The following is a 17,454-nucleotide window of genomic DNA, read 5'->3' as shown; positions in this document are numbered from 1 at the left end:
TCTCGCGGGTGACTGAGCAGCGAAGCCTCTGGCGGGATCGTGACTTCACGATCCTGCTCGGCGGTCAACTGGCGTCGTACGTCGGCGATCAGGCACAGGGGCTCGCGATGCCGTTGCTGGTGCTGGCTGTCAACCGGCTCGGTGACCGAGGCCGGAGTGGTGCTCGCACTCCAAACGGTGTCGTTCCTGGTTTTCGGGCTGCTCGCCGGCGCGCTCGCTGATCGCTGGAACCGCAAGATCACGATGATCTGGTGCGAGCTCGGCCGGCTGGTGCTGGCCGCGAGCGTACCGGTCGCGCTCTGGCTCGGCTGGTTGTCTTTCGGCCAGCTGTGTGCGGTGGCCGTCTTTTCCGGGATTCTCAGCACCTTGTTCGAGGTGGCGAACACGGCCGCACTGCCCAATGTGGTCGGCGCCGACCGGCTGACCGCCGCGCTCGGATATTCCCAGTCGGCGGCCAACACCGTACGGATCGCCGGCGCCACCGTTGCCGGCATTCTCTACGGGCTGGGCCGCGCGGTGCCCTTCGTGGTCAACGCCGTCTCGTACGCGGTGTCGGCCGTGTCACTTTCTTTGATGCGCGCCGATTTCCAGCAGAAGCGCACAGAGGTGCGGCCGCGGCTGGGCAGTGTGGATCGCCGCCGGCCTGCGGTGGATCGGCCACCATCGGGTGATCCGCTTCCTGACTGTCATCGTGGGGCTGGACAACATTCGGTACGGCGCCGGATATCTGCTGATCATCGTGCTCGCCCAGCACCTCGGCGGGACGCCTTTCCAGATCGGCCTCATCTTCAGTGCCGCCGGCATCGGCAGCGTACTGGGCGCGCGCTGGCCTGCGCCCGTGCCACCGAAATGTTCCCGGTCGGCCGGATCGCCATCGTCATGCTGTGGCTGGAAGCGCTGATGTTTCCCTTCTATGCCTTGTCTCCCAACGTCTTGTCACTCGGGATCGTGGCCGCGCTGGAATCGGTGGTCGCGCCGATCTACACAGTCGCAATGACGTCGTACCGACTGTCCATCACCCCGGACGAGCTGCGCGGCCGTACGACCAGCGCGGTGCAGACGGTGACCACCGGAGCCCTTTCGCTCGGGACATTGCTGGGCAGCACCTTGATCGGATGGATCGGCGCGGCCACCGCGACCTACTTTTTCGGCGGTTGGCTGGCGGTGTTGGCGATCGTCACCACGGCCAACCGGGCGGTCCGGCAGACGGTCACCGCACCAGCCGGGGAAGCAGCGCCGACGCGATCGTGATCATCGCGGCGGCAGCGAAAACCAGCACGCCGAAGTCAAGACCGAGCTGCGCGGGCGTACCGATCAACAGGCCACGCAACGCGTCCACCTCATAGCCGAGTGGATTCACGTGGTTGACGATCTGCAACCAGGAAGGCATCAAATCGGTCGGATAGAGCGCATTGGATGCGAAAAACAGCGGCATGGTGATTGCCTGGCCAATGCCCATCACCCGGTCGCGGGACAGCACCAGACCAGCGATCGCGATGGACAGGCAACAGAAAAACGCCGATCCCAGCAGCAACGCGACCGCCGTCGCCAGCAACTTCAAGGGATTCGCCGTCATGCCGACCCCGAGGAGCAGTGCGAGCACCATAATGACCAGCGCCTGGACGAGTGCCCCGTACGCCTGCCGCGAAGGACTTTCCGGTAATCACCGCGAACCGTGGCGTCGGCGTGACCAAAAGCTTGGCCAGCACGCCGGCGTCGCGCTCCCAGATGACCTGGATGCCGTAGAAAATCGCGATGAAAAGGGCTGACTGAGCGAGAATCCCGGGCGCCAGGTAGTCCAAATACGGGACGTTCCCGGTCGGGATCACCCGCAGCCGGGTGAAAGTCTCCCCGAAAACCAGCAACCAGAGCGCCGGCTGGACGGCCCGGGTGATCAACTCGGTCCGGTCGTGCATCAGTCTTTGCAGCTCTACCAGGCACATCGTGGTCGTACGCGACCACAGCAGCCCCGGCAGGCTGCGTTGGACCGGCTCAGCCCAGACGGCGGGCCGTACGTCGGGTTGAACGGACACTTCGCATCCCCTCCCCTGCACCTGAGAGATCATCACCAGTGGTGGCGCGGAAAACATCGTCGAGAGTGGCGTCTGGACCGACGCTCGTCCTCAGTTCCAGGCGTGCCGCGGGCGGTGATCCGACCGCGGTGCATGAGGGCGATCTCGTCGCAGTTCTGCTCCGCCTCGTCCATGTAGTGCGTAGTCACCAAAATCGACATGCCAGTGGCGGCCCGTACCTCGGCCAGCCGTTCCCACACGCTGGCCCGGCCAACGGGGTCCAGGCCAATCGTCGGCTCGTCCAGCACCAGCAGTTTTGGTGCGCTGACCAGGGCTTGGGCCAATTCCAACCGGCGGATCATGCCGCCGGAGTACGTCGAAGCCGTACGTTTGGCCGCGTCCGTCAATCCGACCGATTCCAGCGCCTGGTCCACCGCCGCCTTGCGATATGCCCGTGGCACGTCGAAAAGCCGGGCGAACAGGGCCACATTTTCCCGCCCAGTCAACGCACCATCCGCGGATAGCTGCTGCGGCACGTACCCGATCAACCGGCGCACCTGCAGCTTGTGCCGGGCCACGTCCACCCCGAAAACCCGGATCGCGCCGGAAGGCACCGGCAACAACGTGGTAATCATCCGGATTGCGGTGGTCTTGCCGGCGCCATTTGGCCCCAGCAAGCCAAAAACACTGCCCCGCGCGATCGACAGGTCGACCCCGTCGACCGCCATCGTATGACCAAAACTGTAACGCAGGTCCACACATCGCACCGCTGCTGACTCATCCACACTCACTCGACCACCGCCCTCTCAGCCTCCACTTTTTCCAGACTGGCCAACAACGCCCACATCGCCGGCATCGCCTGAGCCAGCGCCCGCCGCTGCCCGTCGGCCAGCTCGTCGATCCCGGTGGCCACGAACTCGTCGCGGGCCTGCCGCCAGAACTCCAGCCGCTGACTGGCCGCCTCGGTGAGCCGCAGCCGGATGGCCCGCCGGTCGTCCGGATCGGTCTCCCTGACCAACATCCCGTGGTCGACCAACTGGTTGACCAGCGTGCTGACCGAGTTTCCGGCCAGGTGCAGCGCTCGGGCCGCCGCCGCGACGCCGATGCCCGGCTCCCCTTGGACGACACGCAACAACTCCAGCTGGGCGCCGCGCAGCGCCGGCCCGGGCGTCTGCGGCCGCAACTGCCGGCGTACGACCCGGCGCAACGCGCGCGTGGTCGCCATCAACTCCTCGGCGATCGCCGCCGACTCAGGATCCGTCACCACCACATGATACCTCTTATTGAGAGCAACTCTCAATAGGAGGTTTGCCGGAGGGGGACGTCCTGCTTGCCAATCCGAGCGGGCACGGCAGGGTAGGGACGGACAGTTCCGGGCACGAGGAGTACGGCGATGAAGAAGCTCATCAACGATCCCGCCGACGTGGTCAAGGAAGCGCTCGCCGGCTTCGCGGCCGCGCATCCTCAGATCCGCGTCGACCACACCCACCGGATCGTCTACCGGGCCGAGCCGGCCCGGCTCGGGAAGGTCGCCGTGGTGTCCGGCGGCGGGTCCGGACACGAGCCGATGCACATCGGGTTCGTCGGCGCCGGCATGCTGGATGCGGCCTGTGCCGGCGAAATCTTCACCTCACCCGTACCAGACCAGATGCTGGTCGCCACCCAACAGGTCGACAACGGCGCCGGCGTCCTGCACATCGTGAAGAACTACACCGGTGACGTGCTGAACTTCGAGATGGCCGGCGAGCTGGCCACCGCGCTTTCCGGCGCGGGCAACGAAATCCAGGTCGAGACCGTTCGTACGGACGACGACGTCGCCGTCCAGGACAGCCTCTACACCGCGGGCCGGCGGGGCGTCGGAGTGACCGTACTGGTGGAAAAGATCGCCGGAGCCGGCGCCGAACAGGGCCGCCCGCTCGCCGAAGTGGCCGCGATCGCCCGCCGGGTCAACGAAAACGGGCGCAGCCTGGGGGTGGCTTTGACCTCCTGCACGGTTCCGACCGCCGGCCGGCCGACTTTCGAGCTGGCGGACGACGAAATGGAGGTCGGCATCGGCATCCACGGCGAGCCGGGCCGCCGCCGCGAGCCGCACGCGACCGCCGCCGAAATCGCCGAACTGCTGGTCGAACCGGTGGTCGCGGACCTGCCACTGCGGCGCGGCGACACCGTGCTCGCCTTCCTGAACGGGATGGGCGGCACCCCACTGATCGAAATTTACCTGATGTACGGGGAAATCTCCCGCATCCTGGCGGCCCGCGGCCTGACCGTGGCCCCGCTCGCTGGTCGGCCCGTACGTGACCTCCCTGGAGATGGCCGGCTGCTCGCTGACCCTGCTCCGGCTGGACGACGAACTGCTCTCCCTCTGGGACGCCCCTGTCACCACCCCCGCCCTGCGCTGGTAAGTCCGCAACGCCCCGCTGCTTGCGGCTGGCGCAAGCAACGGGGCAACTACGAGCGGGTGAGGAGAGCGACCGCGGCCGATTCCGCCTGCGTCAGCGCCGCGTCCACCCGCTCCGCCCACCGGCCGCCGGCGGTGCCGATCGGACCGGTGCCGCCCGCGCCGCCGCCGACGGTCTTTCCCGCCAGTCCCAGCAAAACCCGGGCCGGCTGGCCACGCCCGAGCAGCGTTGCGTTGATCGCCGCCACCAGCTGCGCCTTGTCGCTGGACGCGGTGGCCAGCACGACCGCGCCGGGGGCGACATCGGGCGTACGCCCCAGCACCGCCACCGCGAGCGGCCGCAGTTCCTCAGGCGACACGTCGTCCAGCCGCGCGGTGACCAGCCAGCCGTCGCCGACTTCGCGGCGCTGCCCGCTGAGCGACCCCGCCAACACGTCCAGCTCGCGTTTCCGCAGCCCGCGCAGGGATTCCTGCGCGGCGGCCAGCGCGGCGAGCCGCGCATGCAGGGTCGTCACCGCGTTTTCTGGCCGGCTGCCCAGCAAGGCGGCGACTTCGCCGAGAATTCGCCTTTCGGTATCAGCAAAACGAAGCGCGTCCCGCCCAGTTAGCGCCTCAATCCTGCGCAGCCCCGCGCGCCAACGGACGACTCGCCGTAGATCCGAATGGGACCCGCCTGCGCGCCATGACCAACGTGGGTGCCACCACACAGTTCGCGAGACGCGTCGCCAATGTCGACGATTCGTACGCGATCGCCGTACTTCTCACCGAAAAACGCGGTCGCCCCGGCCGCCTCCGCTTCCGCGCGGGTCGCGTGCCACACTCGTACGTCCGGATCATCGAGCAGATATTCGTTGACCAGCATGCCAATCGTGTCGAGCTGCTCGCTGTCGACCGCCGCGAAATGGGTGAAGTCGAACCGCAGTCGGTCCGGCGCGACCAGCGATCCCTGCTGCCGCGCATGGTCGCCCAGAATCCGCCGCAAGGTCGCGTGCAGCACGTGAGTCGCCGAATGCGAACGAGCCACCGCCGCCCTCCGCGAGCTGTCGACGACGGCCCGCATCGACTGTCCACTGTGGACTTCACCGGAGGTGATCCGGGCAACGTGCAGCCGCAGATCGGCGATCCCATATCGCGTGTCGGTGATGTCAACGACCGTGCCCGCGTCATCGGCAAGGGTGCCGATATCGCCGACCTGGCCACCGGATTCGGCGTAGAAAGAAAGGGCTGCGACGCAACACGATCTCCACCTCCTGCCCCTGGGTCGCGGACTGCACCGGCTCACCGTTTCGCAGCACCGCCAGCACCTCGGTCTCGGCGACCGTCTCGTGATAGCCGACGAACTCGGTCGGGCGATATTTCGCCATCAACTGCCGATATGTCCCCTGTCGGTGCAGCGCCGCCGAAGTTTTCCCCTTCCTGTTGGACTTCGCCCGCTGTCGCTGGTCTTCCAGCAGCGTCGCGTACCGATCGCCGTCGACGGTCAGGCCGGCCGTACGCGCCGCCTCGATGGTGAGGTCGACCGGAAATCCGTACGTGTCATGGAGTTCGAACGCCGTCTCGCCGGACAGCTGGAAGCCGCCGGTCGTACGGGTCCGGGAGATGGCCGCGTCCAACAGCCTGGTGCCCTGCCGCAGTGTCGTACCAAAAGACTGCTCCTCACGGTCGCTGACCCGCTCGATCAGCGACCTCGCCAATGCCAGTTCCGGCCACACCTCGCGCGAGGTTGTCCACCACGCTTGTGGTGATCGTGGGCAACACCAGATCCGTCACGCCAAGCGACTGCGCGTGCCGAATCGCCCGGCGCATCAGGCGGCGCAGGACATAGCCGCTGCCTTCGTTGGAGGGCAGAACTCCGTCCGCGATCAGGAAGGCGATCGTCCGCGCATGGTCGACGACCACTTGGTACGACACTGACGCCTCAGTGCCGTCGTGGCCCGGAAATCGCCGGCCGACCAGGTCTTCGACGACTTCGAAGGTGGGCGCCAACAAATCGGTCTGGGTAATACTTTCCACGTCCTGCAGGATGATCGCGAGCCGGTCCAGGCCCAGTCCGGTGTCGATATTGCGGCGCGGCAACTCCCCCACGACCGCAAACCCGTCCTTGTCGCCGCCCTCGCCGCGAATATTCTGCATGAACACCAGATTCCACAGCTCGAGATAACGCTCGTCGTTCACCGCCGGGCCGCCCGGCTCGCCGTACGCCGGACCACGGTCATAACAGATCTCTGACGACGGCCCGCACGGCCCGGGCACGCCCATCGACCAGTAGTTGTCCGCCCAGCCGAGCCGCTGAATCCGGTCCGCTGGCACGCCGATCCGCCGCCACACCTCGACCGCTTCGTCGTCGTCGAGATAGACGGTGACCCAGAGCCGATCCGGTGGCAGCTGATAGACCTCGGTCAGCACTTCCCACGCATAGCTGATGACTTCCGGTTTGAAATAGTCACCGAACGAGAAATTTCCGAGCATTTCGAAGAAAGTAACATGCCGAGTGGTCCGGCCGACATTCTCGATATCGACCGTACGCACACATTTCTGTACTGTGGTCGCGCGCGGCGACGCTGGCGTGACCTCGCCCAGAAAAACCGGCTTGAACTGGTTCATCCCGGCATTGGTCAGCAACAACGTCGGGTCGTCGGACACCAATGGACTGGACGGTAGCTGGGAATGTCCGCGTGAAATGAAGTAGTCGAGGAATTTCTGGCGGATCTCGGGGGCACGCATGATCGAGGCCTCACTGCGAGGACGCACCGCGAAAGTGGCGCGTTGACAAGGAAAAACGGGCAGCAGAAGACCGAGCCGGAACCGAGGGGTTCAGCCCCGCTCGGTGCGGCTAGCTCGCCGTCCCGCCACCGTCATGTCAACTTCCTCAACTCGCGCCAAACAGATCGGCCCGATGATAGCCCAGTCCCGGCCGCGAAGGCCAACCGGAATTCGCCTTCAGGCAACCACGTCCTTCATCACTCATCGTGAGGTAGGCTGGCTGGTGGCACGCAGGGTGCCGCCGGTCCGCGGGAAGGGCTAAGCCCACCTGAGCTGACTTCAGCGTGGCCTCCAGCCTCCTTTCAGCCTGACGACGCGGACAGCAGGCGTTGCGAAAGGAGGTCGCCATGTCGACCGTCCCACTGCCCGCCGATCCCAGCCTCGCGAACCTGCGCAACCGAGCACGGGCGCTGCAGCGAGCCGTCCGGGCCCAGGATCCGGACGCCGGACGCCCTCGCCCAGGTCGCCGAGCACCATCGCGACCAGCTCTCCGGTGCGGATTTTCCCCTCAGCGCAGCACAGTTGGTGATCGCTCGCTCGTACGGCTTCGCCAGTTGGCCCCGACTCAAGCACCATCTCGACGTGGTCGACACTTTCCGCCGCGACCCCGATGTGGCGTCGGACGCCGACACCGACGATCTTGCTGACCAGTTCTGTCGGCTCGCCTGCCTGATCTATAGCCCGGACGACGGCCCTGAGCGCTGGGCGCGGGCGGCGGCGAACCTGCTGGCTGAGCACCCGCAGATCCGGCGGGCGTCGATGTGGGCGGCCGCGGCGGCGGCCGATCCCGAGGCCGTACGCGACCTGCTGGCGGCGGACCCGTCGTTGGTCCATCGGCAAGGCGGCCCGCACCGTTGGGAGCCGCTGTTCACCCTCGCGTACTCCCGGCTCGGCGGCGGCTCACCGCTGGAAACCGCGCAGTTGCTGCTGGACGCCGGCGCGGACCCAAATGCCGGCTATTTATGGAAGGGCTTACCGATCCCGTTCACCGTGCTCACGGGTGCGTTCGGCGAGGGCGAGCAAGGGCCCGGCAAACAGCCGCGGCACCCACGGTCGCTCGCCCTCGCGCGGCTGCTGCTGGACGCCGGCGCTGACCCGAACGACGGCCAGACGCTCTACAACCGGATGTTCTTTCCGGACAACGACCATCTCGAGCTGCTTTTCCAGTACGGCTTGGGAACCGGCGACGGTGGCCCGTGGAAGGCCCGGATGGGTGACACGGTCCAGTCGCCGGCCGAGATGGTGCGGATGCAACTAAGTTGGGCGATTAAGAGCGGATTCGCTGCTCGCGTACGGCTGCTCATCGACCATGGCGTCGACATCAGAAGGCCGTTCACCGACCTCGGACGTACGTACCGCGATCGCCGTTCGCCCGTACAAACAGCCTCCGCGCAGGGCTATCGGGAAATCGTCGACCTGTTGGTCGCCGCTGGCGCGCCCCGCCCGTCTGCGTCGCCGGCTCAGGAGCTCGTCGCGGCTTTTCTCGCCGCCGACAAACTAGCCGTCACCCGATTGCGCGCCGAGAATCCCGGATTGCTTGAGGACGTACGCCCCGGCCTTATGGTCCGTGCCGCCGCGACCGGCAACACCGAGGCGGTGGCGATAGTCGCCGAAGCCGGCATCGAGGTAAACGAGCTGTTCGAGGAAAGTACGGCCCTGCACGACGCGGCCTGGCGCGGCGACATTCCCATCCTGCGCGCGCTCCTTGCCGTCGGCGCCGACCCAAACGTCCGGGACAGTCGCTTCGACGCCACTCCCTTGGGCTGGGCCGAACACGGTCACCGCCCGGAAGCCGTCGACGTACTCGCTCCGGTCACTGAGCCGTTGGCCGCTACCTGGCCTGCTGAAGGGCAGTAATCGCCCACCAAGTGAATCCGGCCGCGACCAGAAGCCCTATCGCGTAAATGACCAGGCTTTGGGAAAACATGTTGTGGTAGAGCACCCACGGCTCCCACCGGTTTCGCCGGATCGACCACCAGGTCCAGCCGGTCGCCGACCTCACGTTTGTCAGTGGAGTTCGCGACCGGCGCCTCGGTCTGTTTCCCGTCGATGTCGTAGCGGACTATCGGCACCAGCAGATATCCGCCAGAACTTCCGCGACTGCGCGGATCGTCGCCGATAACCTCGCCGGTGACCCGGATGCCGGAGCGGCGAATTCTGAAGAATTCCCAGTCTTTGCGCCCGGCCCGCACCAAACCGTAGAGCATGCAGAGCACGAGGAACAGGCTGACCAGCAGAAACCACATGTCGCCCAATCTACCCGCAGCTGGGCGAGTCAGCGGAATTCCAGGCCCGCGAAGTCTCCGGACTCCCGCCAGGAGTCGATGTATTCGAAATACGCGGTTGGGCCCGCCGGATAGCCGACCCGCAGTCGCGCCTGCGGCCCCTCGTCCACACCTTCGTTGTTGTAGTAGCCCGGCGTACAGTCCGGCGATCCCAGCACTCGTCCCGGACCGGCCAGCAACAGGTCGATCCAGGCCTGCTCAGCGGGCCGGGTGACCTCGATTTCGCCGAAACCGCCGTCAAGAGCATGTTTGACGGCCACCGCGATGGTACGAGCCGAGTCGACGATGTTGTGGGGAATGTTGGAAATCAGGTTCGCGCCCTGGGTTGGCTGCACCATGAAGGCATTCGGGAATCCGTGCATGTGAATCCCGTGCAGCGTACGCATTCCATCGGCCCAGTAGTCGGAAAGTGTGACACCGTCGCGGCCGATGACCTCATAACCGGCACGCCTTGCATAGCTGGTGCCAACCTCGAAACCGGACGCGTAAATGATGCAGTCGACCTCGTACTCACGACCGGCGACGACCACCCCGGTTTCGGTTATTCTCTCGACGCCTTTGCCGTCGGTGTCGATCAGGTGCGTATGCGGGTTGTTGTACGCCTGCAGGTATTCGTCATGGAAGCACGGCCGCTTGCACAGCTGGCGATACCAGGCTTTCAGGTTTTGGGCGGTGTCGGCATCCTCGACCACAGCGTCGACGCGGGCCCGGATTTCGTCCATCTTCTCGAAATCGGAGTCCTCGAAAGCCTTCATGACCGCCGCCGTGGTCCGATCTTGGGGCGCAAGCGTGCGCGCCTTCGCACGTACCCGCCGGGCGAGGTCGGTCCACCCGTCCATCACCAGGTCTTCCTCGGCGTGGCCGCCGGTCTGGTTGGCGGTGAAGTTGTCCAGCCACCGCTGCTGCCAGCCCGCGGTGGCCACCTGCGCGAACCACTCAGGATCCGTCGGATGGTTGTCTCGTACGTCCACAGAGGACGGTGTGCGCTGGAAAAAAACGTACAAGTCCCCGGCTGCCCGCGCCAACCGTGGCACGCACTGCACCGAGGTCGCGCCGGTTCCAATGACGGCCACCCGTTTGCCGGCCAGCCCGTCCATCGGCGCACCGGCCGGATCGCCGCCGGTGTAGTCATAGTCCCAGCGGCTGGTGTGAAAAGAATGGCCGCGGAACGACGACTCGAGACCGGGAATCCCAGGAAGTTTGGGCACATGTAGAGGCCCGGTGCCCATCACCACGAATTGTGCGGTGAAGACATCGTCTCGGTTCGTACGGATAATCCACTGCGATTTTCCTGAATCCCAGCGCAGATCCACGACCTCGGTGTGGAACAGCACATCGTCGTACAGGCCGAACTGCTTGCCGATCCGCTGGCAGTGCTCGAGAATCTCGGGCGCGTGCGCGTATTTCTCGGTGGGCATGTGGCCGGTTTCTTCGAGCAACGGCATGTAAACGAAGGAAGCCGTGTCGCACTGCGCGCCCGGATAGCGGTTCCAATACCAGGTGCCGCCGAAATCGCCACCTTTTTCGATGATCCGTACGTCCGCGATGCCCGCTTCCCGTAGCCGCGCGGCGGCCACCAGGCCAGCGAATCCGCCACCAATGCAGACGACAGTCCGATGATCGGTCTTCGGCTCGCGCTCGGCCCTGGCTGTATACGGATCGTCGAGGTAGTGCGCGAGCTGGCCGGCCACCCGTACGTACTGCTCGTTGCCGTCCGTCCGGAGCCGCTTGTCCCGCTCGGCCAGATATTTCCGCCGCAACGCGTCTTTATCCACCGCAACCTCCCTAGCCACTCAACAGTGCCAGCATGTCACTCATGGGTGACATTTTCAAGGTCGCGATGCTACGATTCGGCGCGTGACCGAGGACATCGCGATCGCGCCATCGCTCGCCGACGAGCAACGCGACCTGGCCCGTTCACGCATTCTCCGAGCCGCCGGCACCGCCCTGGCCACTCGTGGCCTCGCCGCGACCATTGACGACGTGGCCGAAGAGGCCGGGGTCAACCGACGTACCGTCTTTCGGCATTTCAGCACCCGCGACAACCTTTTCGCCGCCGCCATCCAGGCTGGCATCGCCCGCTATGGCCAGCGAATCCCACCCGCGCCGGAATCCAGTGACCTGCGATCATGGCTGCTCGACCTGCTGGTCGTCACGCACCGACTCAACGCCGAGAACGGCCACGTTTTCTGGGAACTCTCCGCCCTGCAGCCCGACAACCTCTCCGACGAACTCGCCGCCGCGGCCACCGACTGCCGTGCCAGCCGCAATCGCTTCGCGACCGCCGTCACCGCCCGCCTTTGGAATGCCCGCCACGGCCACGAAAATCCACCCGAATGGCTGGTCGACGCGATCGCCGTGCAACTATCCGGATTCACCACCCAGGCCCTGTCCGGAGACCTCGGTCGCACCCCCGACGAAGTCGCCCACATCTGCGCCCACACCGTCGAAGCCACCCTGACCGCCGCACTCAACGAGGTGGCCTGGTCGGACGTTTCCTCTCTATGAGAACACGAAGGAAGTTCGCGGTCGCGATATCGGCGGCGCTGCTCCTGTTGGTGGGGCTGCTGGCCGCCGGTACGCCGACGCCGGCCGCGGCTCAGGAGGGATCCGGCTCGGTCGCCGTCGCCACGTACGATTTGGGCGACAAAGCATTCACCGATCCGCAGACCGGCACGGTCAGCGAACTCCGCGCGGTCGTACATTATCCGCGCAGGCTCACCGGCCGGCTTCCGTTGATCGTGATGGCGCACGGATCGTGGTGGGCCTGCGACAGCAAGGATGCCGCCACCTGGCCGTGCCCGGCCGGCTCGCATCCGTTTCCCAGTTATCGCGGCTACGACTATTTGGGAGACGCGCTGGCCAACCACGGTTTCGTGGTGGTGTCGATCAGCGCGGACGGAATTAACCAGACGTCCTTTGATTACGGCGACCGGGCGCGACTTGTCAACGAACACCTGCGCCTGTGGCAGCAGGTGGCCAGCGGCGCCCGCGGCCAACTGTCCGGCCATTTCGTCGACCCGGCCACCGGCCACCGCGTTACACCGGAATTCGCCGGGCATCTCGACCTGACTCGCGTCGGTACGTTGGGGCATTCTCGCGGCGGCAAGGGTGTTATGTGGCAGGCGTCGGACAAGCACCGCGCGGAATGGCCAGCTGGCGTACGCGTACGAGCGGTTCTCGGTCTGGCTCCAGTGAAATTCGACATCCCGGAAGGCGACCACAGCGACACCCTCATTACCGGGCTGCCGTTCACAGTGGTCACCGGGACCTGTGACGGCGCGGTTCACGAGGCAGGGCAAGAATATCTGGACGACCTCGCTGGGCGGAACACCGTGACCGACTATTCAGTGTCGCTAAGGGCGCCAATCACAATTACTACAACGCGACCTGGACACCGCCGTACCAGTTCGGCGAGGACGACAGCACCTGCTGCCCGACCCAGGAATTAGCCCCTAACACCCAGCAGAACGCGCTCACCACTTACGCGATCGCATTCTATCGCTACGAACTTTACGGCGACCGGTCCGGACTGTCCGTACTCACCGGACAACGCCCACTGCCGAACGTCACCGCGACCACTCGAGTGGTGCCACCGGGTCAGCGACCCGGCAGCACGCCGCGGCAGAGAGTCGCAGGACACTAGCCATTCGGTGGCATTGCCTACCTCGTCGGACCGAGCTCAGCGTCCAACCGCGACGGCCAGTCCTCGTGTGCCAACCCGGCCCCCATCAGTACGTCCCGCCAGTCCAGCTCGGCGAGAGCGCATGCATCGCGCAGCCGATGAAGGTCGCCCCGAGCACACAGCACAACGCCGGCCTGAATGCGTTCGGAGTCGCTGATCGCAGCGACCATCCCGATCACCGACGGCGCACTTCCTGGCGCGGGGAAATCCCGCTCGATCCGCCGCTGCAGCCGCTGGGACACACTCGCCATAACCCGAGTATGAGCCGTTCGCCGACTAGGTCCTGTCTAGTTATTGCGGCGCTCCCTTTAAGGGGCCATCCGCTGTGCTATAGATCTCGCCAACGGGACCGGCGGCTCGCTGACTTGGTTTCCGCCGCCGTAGCCGAGGTCGACATCGACGCCGACGACGATGTTTCCGCGACGAAAAGTACACAGAGTTGCTCAGCGGCGGCCGCCGGAAGGCGTACGCGGCGTCCACCCAGCTGTCCAGATCGTGGGCCGACAACGTCCGTGAGCAGGCACGATACTTCCCGACGTCCGACGCTGAACGCCGCCGTACGGCAGCGAATGAGACTAGAAATGAGACTGGTGCTGAGACTGTAGAACCGGCCTCGATCAGGCAGGAGCGAGATTCAGTCGAGCACGAACGACCGAAAAAAAAAGATGATGCCGGTCGCCACCCATCGCGGCGTGGTAGACGGCATCCTGCGCGGCTGCGGAAGGGTCGTCATCGAGCACCCATCGGGCTGCGGAGTAGGCGCATGTGATCCGCCAGTAGTGGTCCGCCGCACCTTTGTTGTCCGAGTCCTCCTCAGCTGCTAGCCGAAGATCGTCCGTCCGGTCGGCAGCGTCCGCTAGCCATGTCCGACCTGTCGCACTGAACTCATTGCGGTTGGCCGCGTCTACCGCCTGGCGCGTGCCCTCTGGCCAGTCAGCGAGCGTTGCAATGTGTCCGAGCGCTTCAAGGGCGATAGCTCGCTGTGCTTGGGGGGGGCTGCCGCAGTGATGGCCTCCGTGAGCTGGGCATCTAGGTGCGCAAGCCGACGGCGCTTTACCGCTTGGGTCGCCATGGTCGCCCTCCCGGTGGTTGTGGTGGCGGTGGTTGTGCTGGCGGTGGTGGTAGTCGTGGCGGTGGTGGCTGTTGTCCACCATAACCCTGTGACGGCGGTTGCCCTCCCTGCCTGCGCGTCGGGGTGTAGATCTGCCGTGCCCTGATCGAGTTGTCACACTCCGGACAGAGTGGATCGGATGCGGCAATCACCTCGACTGTTATTCGCGGATCGGCCTTGATCAGGTCGTCAAGGTAGGCGAGGCGCACTCTTGTCTCCGCATGGATTCCCTCGCCCGGGATGTCTGGAATCTCTTCGTCGCCGGAAAGTCGTTCCCAGACGGAGTCCAGAAACCTGCCATGCCGGTCTGACGAAGCCACGACAGCATGTCGGATTCCGGCATGGTCTCGGTAAACGGCTGCGGCATACACGATCTTCCCGCGTTTGGCCGGAGGAAGCCCATTGCGCAGATGGGAGACGAACCACGCCGCCCAAGGAATCGGCCGCTCGTGGTAGTTGTGTTGCCCACCAAGCGCGTTCGTCGCCCGCTCGTTGACAGCTTCCAGCCGGCGAAGCGATTCTTCCCAGGACTCCCCGCCGTTCCCATGACGGCATACTGCCTCACCTCTGCTGACCGTGACTAGATCTTGAGCACGCGAACGGCCCCGCTTCCGGAAGGAAGCGGGGCCGTTCGTCGTTCTCGGCTACCGGATGCTTGCCACGAAGGTATTCCAGGCTGCCGGCGATACAGTCAGGATTGGTGAGAGTGGTCGCCGAGCTTGCTGTCTCGGATGAGCGTCTGGTCGGTGGTGGCGGCAACCTCGACACAGTTGTTGTTCGAGCCGCTACGGGTGGACTTGCGCCACTGGCGAGTTGTAACCATGGTGAGCCTTCCTCTATGGATCTTCTTTGGGGCGCCGCGCGGTAAGTAGGTCGCGGCTGGCTTCGGGTGTGGCAGCCCGAGCGCGAAGCGCGTTGAACGCCTGCTGTGTGCGCTGGATGGCTGCTGGAGTGTCGAGGAGTACGTCTCCCGGCACGGTGTCGATGTACACGTTCGCTGGCATCAGATCGTCAAACTCCAGGAGCGTGATTGATCCGGGCAATCCTGGATGGATGCCGGCAGCGACGGGAACGACCTGAACCGTGATGTTCGGCCGGTCGCCCAGCATTTGGAGGTGTTCGATCTGCTCGGCCATGATCCGGCTGTCACCGACGAACCGATCAAGCACTGAGTCGTCGATGATGATCGAGACCTGTGGAGCGTCCTCGTCATCGAGGATGCGGAGTTGCCGGCGCATCCGGAAGGCAACCCATTCGTCGACGGCCGCATCAGCCATCACGACAGGCGTTGTTGCAGTAACGACCGCCCGGCAGTAAGCCTCGGTCTGCGCCAATCCAGGCACCACGTTCGTCTCGTACACAGAGATCGATATGGCGTCGCTCTCCAGCGCAACGAGGTCCGCGACTCGGCCCGGCAGGTCGTACGCGCGCCACCATGAATCTTTGGAACGCACGTCCTTCGCAAGCTGTGCGAACCGTTCGATCTCGTCTCTCGGCACGTTGTACAGCTGGAGCATGGCTCGGATGATCGCCGGCCGGCTGATCGTCTTCGCGGTTTCCATCCGGCTGACTGTTGCCTTGGTAACGGCGACTTCCTCCGCGACCTGCTCAAGGGTCAGGCCAGCAGCGTTCCGGTACTCGCGAAGAGCGATACCGAGACGCCGAGCACGTACGTAGGAGCGGGCCACAGGGGTAGCTTGCCCAGTCGATGGCTCGGGTGTCATTTTCTGTAACTTCTCATTCTTGATGGTTGCGAGTATGTGTTTACAGTGGGATGGTAGCGGTGTTGCTGTTACACAGCGAACTGTTGCAAACACTTGGAGGCACTGGCTATGCCGGCCCACATCCACGTCCAGGAGCCACGCAGTGATGCCGAATCCGTCACCGAACCGCCGGACGGTGAGATGCACGAAACGACCCCCCCACCAGGCAGGCGAACCGCTGGGCAGCATTTCTCACGCGGATTGCGTGATCGAGGTGTGCCGCTGTCGTCGCTGCTGGCTGATCGTCGTGAGGGAAGAGAACAGCGAGGAAGAGTGGCACACGCCGAACACGTTCGTCATGTGCCGTTATCGCGCAGCGAGGTCCCTGATATGAGCATCAGTGACGCCCTGGCCTTTGCGCGCAGCAGAGGCGGCGGCCATGACCATGTGCCGGGGAAAACGTACGAGATTCCCGATCGGCTCGTGCTTGGTGAGGGCCTGATGGTTGGGCACCTCGTCAGCAACTGCCAGGTGTGCGCGCAGACCGTTCACGCGCTAACGGTCTACAACGAGGGTGAGCGCGTAAAAACCACAACGTGGATGTCCAACGGGGAATGCGCGTCGGCTGCTTGGAATGCCGGCCGGCTGTAGCCCCACATATGTCGGCCGGAGAGGGTTGAGGTTGCTCCCCTCTCCGGCCGATCCGCCTACTTGCTCTCAAACTCGCCTGGAGGCGGACGTGCCTTCCATAATTCACCCTGACTCGGTGTTGGTGGCCGTAGCGATCAAGCACTGCAGGGATCATCAGCCTTTAATCGCTGACGGTCGGATCTTCTGCCGCGCCTGGAAGTGCGAAGACAACTGGCCTTGTGCCGTTCGTTCCAATGCCGAGGATGTGCTTGCCGCCGCTGGCAGAAATCCTCGACAGTACGACGATGCACCACCCACGAATTCAATGCCTATGGTTCGTCGTACCCGCCTGAGGCAGCGATGACCAGTCTGTCAGACGAGTTACGTCGCGAGTTTGGGCAGCTAGCTGACGACGTATCCAGCCGGCTGGCGCTAAGCCAGCGTAATGGCGACCAACGGGCCGCCGACTTCTTCAATGGCCAGGCCGCCGCCTTCCGACTCACCCTTGACCGCCTCAGGGAACTGGACAATCACGGTCGTCGGTGACGAGCCTCGCCCCGATGCTGGTGATCACCGCACAGAAGTCCGGCCGCCGGGTCAGCCAGGACTGTCACCGGGTATTCGAAGCCAGCTGTGTTGACCGTTCGAACAGAGCACCGCTCGGTGGTGTCACGTCGGCTATCCGCACCAGACGGAACCCAAGTCGCTGGTAGTACGCATGCAAATCGCCACTCGACGACCATGCGTCAAACCGTAGCCAAGCACGATCTGGCAGACACCGCAGTTTTCGGCGAAGCCGACAATTCTCGGCCAGAAACCTTGTCCAGGCGTATCGGACGATCGATCAGCAAGGACGGTGCACAAAAA

At 64.9% G+C, this 17,454-nt stretch carries 18 protein-coding genes and 3 pseudogenes; 8 read left to right on the top strand and 13 right to left on the bottom strand.

The window, feature by feature from the left end:
* The first annotated feature begins 8 nt into the window (after positions 1-8).
* Together GNX96_RS05545 and GNX96_RS05540 are read left to right on the top strand one after the other, a co-directional pair.
* Positions 9-221 (top strand): hypothetical protein, encoded by a 213-nt coding sequence (locus GNX96_RS05545; protein WP_163567276.1) that lies wholly within the window; start codon positions 9-11, stop codon positions 219-221.
* Positions 160-1,251, top strand: coding sequence for an MFS transporter (locus GNX96_RS05540; protein WP_163567275.1), 1,092 nt, complete (start codon positions 160-162; stop codon positions 1,249-1,251). The genes GNX96_RS05545 and GNX96_RS05540 overlap by 62 nt, the downstream gene beginning before the upstream one ends.
* Here the strand turns inward: GNX96_RS05540 and GNX96_RS05535 are convergent.
* From GNX96_RS05535 to GNX96_RS05525, 3 genes and pseudogenes are all read right to left on the bottom strand, one after another.
* Positions 1,211-2,033 (bottom strand): annotated as a pseudogene (locus GNX96_RS05535) (ABC transporter permease). The gene GNX96_RS05540 and the pseudogene GNX96_RS05535 overlap by 41 nt on opposite strands.
* Positions 1,993-2,740, bottom strand: a pseudogene (locus GNX96_RS05530) (ABC transporter ATP-binding protein). The pseudogenes GNX96_RS05535 and GNX96_RS05530 overlap by 41 nt, the downstream one beginning before the upstream one ends.
* 59 nt (positions 2,741-2,799) lie before the next feature.
* Positions 2,800-3,276 carry a MarR family winged helix-turn-helix transcriptional regulator gene (locus GNX96_RS05525; protein ID WP_279579462.1) on the bottom strand — a complete coding sequence of 159 codons (477 nt, stop codon included), beginning with the start codon at positions 3,274-3,276 and terminating at the stop codon, positions 2,800-2,802.
* A gap of 129 nt (positions 3,277-3,405) precedes the next feature.
* Here GNX96_RS05525 and dhaK point away from each other — a divergent pair.
* Positions 3,406-4,414 (top strand): annotated as a pseudogene (dhaK, locus tag GNX96_RS05520) (dihydroxyacetone kinase subunit DhaK).
* Positions 4,415-4,460: 46 nt separating this feature from the next.
* Here dhaK and GNX96_RS49110 read toward each other — a convergent pair.
* The 5 genes from GNX96_RS49110 to GNX96_RS49090 form a co-directional block, all read right to left on the bottom strand.
* The gene (locus GNX96_RS49110; RefSeq protein ID WP_279579461.1) at positions 4,461-4,952 is read right to left on the bottom strand and encodes a DHHA1 domain-containing protein; all 492 of its coding nucleotides are present in this window, start codon (positions 4,950-4,952) and stop codon (positions 4,461-4,463) included.
* Between the two features lie 62 nt (positions 4,953-5,014).
* Positions 5,015-5,470, bottom strand: coding sequence for a hypothetical protein (locus GNX96_RS49105; protein ID WP_279579460.1), 456 nt, complete (start codon positions 5,468-5,470; stop codon positions 5,015-5,017).
* A gap of 103 nt (positions 5,471-5,573) precedes the next feature.
* Positions 5,574-6,122 (bottom strand): alanine--tRNA ligase-related protein, encoded by a 549-nt coding sequence (locus tag GNX96_RS49100; protein ID WP_279579459.1) that lies wholly within the window; start codon positions 6,120-6,122, stop codon positions 5,574-5,576.
* Positions 6,067-7,134, bottom strand: a complete 1,068-nt coding sequence (locus tag GNX96_RS49095; RefSeq protein ID WP_279579458.1) for an alanine--tRNA ligase-related protein — start codon at positions 7,132-7,134, stop codon at positions 6,067-6,069. Before GNX96_RS49095 ends, GNX96_RS49100 begins: the two co-directional genes overlap by 56 nt.
* A gap of 341 nt (positions 7,135-7,475) precedes the next feature.
* On the bottom strand, positions 7,476-7,742 hold the full coding sequence (locus GNX96_RS49090) for a hypothetical protein (RefSeq protein WP_279579457.1): 267 nt from the start codon (positions 7,740-7,742) through the stop codon (positions 7,476-7,478).
* 13 nt (positions 7,743-7,755) lie between these two features.
* On the opposite strand from GNX96_RS49090, the gene GNX96_RS05510 reads away from it, so the two are divergent.
* Positions 7,756-9,030 (top strand): ankyrin repeat domain-containing protein, encoded by a 1,275-nt coding sequence (locus GNX96_RS05510; protein ID WP_279579456.1) that lies wholly within the window; start codon positions 7,756-7,758, stop codon positions 9,028-9,030.
* On the opposite strand, the gene GNX96_RS05505 is transcribed toward GNX96_RS05510, so the two are convergent.
* Positions 8,952-9,419, bottom strand: coding sequence for a DUF3592 domain-containing protein (locus GNX96_RS05505; RefSeq protein WP_163567273.1), 468 nt, complete (start codon positions 9,417-9,419; stop codon positions 8,952-8,954). The two genes, GNX96_RS05510 and GNX96_RS05505, sit on opposite strands and share 79 nt — an antisense overlap.
* Positions 9,420-9,448: 29 nt before the next feature.
* Positions 9,449-11,233 carry a flavin-containing monooxygenase gene (locus GNX96_RS05500; protein ID WP_279579455.1) on the bottom strand — a complete coding sequence of 595 codons (1,785 nt, stop codon included), beginning with the start codon at positions 11,231-11,233 and terminating at the stop codon, positions 9,449-9,451.
* Positions 11,234-11,315: 82 nt separating this feature from the next.
* Here GNX96_RS05500 and GNX96_RS05495 point away from each other — a divergent pair, with 82 nt between their 5' ends.
* The gene (locus GNX96_RS05495) at positions 11,316-11,966 is read left to right on the top strand and encodes a TetR/AcrR family transcriptional regulator (RefSeq protein ID WP_163567271.1); all 651 of its coding nucleotides are present in this window, start codon (positions 11,316-11,318) and stop codon (positions 11,964-11,966) included.
* The gene (locus GNX96_RS05490) at positions 11,963-12,910 is read left to right on the top strand and encodes an alpha/beta hydrolase (RefSeq protein ID WP_163567270.1); all 948 of its coding nucleotides are present in this window, start codon (positions 11,963-11,965) and stop codon (positions 12,908-12,910) included. The genes GNX96_RS05495 and GNX96_RS05490 overlap by 4 nt, the downstream gene beginning before the upstream one ends.
* Positions 12,911-13,121: 211 nt before the next feature.
* Here the strand turns inward: GNX96_RS05490 and GNX96_RS05485 are convergent, their stop codons facing one another.
* The 3 genes from GNX96_RS05485 to GNX96_RS05475 form a co-directional block, all read right to left on the bottom strand.
* Complete coding sequence (locus tag GNX96_RS05485; protein WP_163567269.1) at positions 13,122-13,394, bottom strand: hypothetical protein; 273 nt, start codon at positions 13,392-13,394, stop codon at positions 13,122-13,124.
* Between the two features lie 1,551 nt (positions 13,395-14,945).
* A complete protein-coding gene (locus GNX96_RS05480; RefSeq protein ID WP_279579454.1) occupies positions 14,946-15,077 on the bottom strand; it encodes a DUF397 domain-containing protein in 132 nt (43 codons plus the stop codon).
* Positions 15,078-15,090: 13 nt separating this feature from the next.
* Positions 15,091-15,942, bottom strand: a complete 852-nt coding sequence (locus GNX96_RS05475; protein ID WP_279579453.1) for a helix-turn-helix domain-containing protein — start codon at positions 15,940-15,942, stop codon at positions 15,091-15,093.
* Between the two features lie 405 nt (positions 15,943-16,347).
* Here GNX96_RS05475 and GNX96_RS05470 point away from each other — a divergent pair, with 405 nt between their 5' ends.
* Positions 16,348-16,608 (top strand): hypothetical protein, encoded by a 261-nt coding sequence (locus GNX96_RS05470; protein ID WP_163567267.1) that lies wholly within the window; start codon positions 16,348-16,350, stop codon positions 16,606-16,608.
* Between the two features lie 339 nt (positions 16,609-16,947).
* Positions 16,948-17,133 carry a hypothetical protein gene (locus GNX96_RS49085; protein ID WP_279579452.1) on the top strand — a complete coding sequence of 62 codons (186 nt, stop codon included), beginning with the start codon at positions 16,948-16,950 and terminating at the stop codon, positions 17,131-17,133.
* Positions 17,134-17,454: the final 321 nt, after the last annotated feature.

It is taken from the genome of Fodinicola feengrottensis (assembly GCF_010993775.1).
Taxonomy (GTDB): domain Bacteria; phylum Actinomycetota; class Actinomycetes; order Mycobacteriales; family HKI-0501; genus Fodinicola; species Fodinicola feengrottensis.
The sequence above is the reverse complement of the archived record's forward strand: the minus strand, read 5'-3'. Positions and strand labels throughout refer to the sequence as shown.

Bases quoted from the DNA above. Each gene is read 5' to 3' on its own strand.
- GNX96_RS49105 (WP_279579460.1), bottom strand. From the start codon at position 5,470: ATGCGGGCCGTCGTCGACAGCTCGCGGAGGGCGGCGGTGGCTCGTTCG.
- GNX96_RS49095 (WP_279579458.1), bottom strand. From the start codon at position 7,134: ATGCGTGCCCCCGAGATCCGCCAGAAATTCCTCGACTACTTCATTTCA.
- GNX96_RS05505 (WP_163567273.1), bottom strand. From the start codon at position 9,419: ATGTGGTTTCTGCTGGTCAGCCTGTTCCTCGTGCTCTGCATGCTCTAC.
- GNX96_RS05490 (WP_163567270.1), top strand. From the start codon at position 11,963: ATGAGAACACGAAGGAAGTTCGCGGTCGCGATATCGGCGGCGCTGCTC.
- GNX96_RS05485 (WP_163567269.1), bottom strand. From the start codon at position 13,394: ATGGCGAGTGTGTCCCAGCGGCTGCAGCGGCGGATCGAGCGGGATTTC.
- GNX96_RS05480 (WP_279579454.1), bottom strand. From the start codon at position 15,077: ATGGTTACAACTCGCCAGTGGCGCAAGTCCACCCGTAGCGGCTCGAAC.
- GNX96_RS05470 (WP_163567267.1), top strand. From the start codon at position 16,348: ATGAGCATCAGTGACGCCCTGGCCTTTGCGCGCAGCAGAGGCGGCGGC.
- GNX96_RS49085 (WP_279579452.1), top strand. From the start codon at position 16,948: ATGACCAGTCTGTCAGACGAGTTACGTCGCGAGTTTGGGCAGCTAGCT.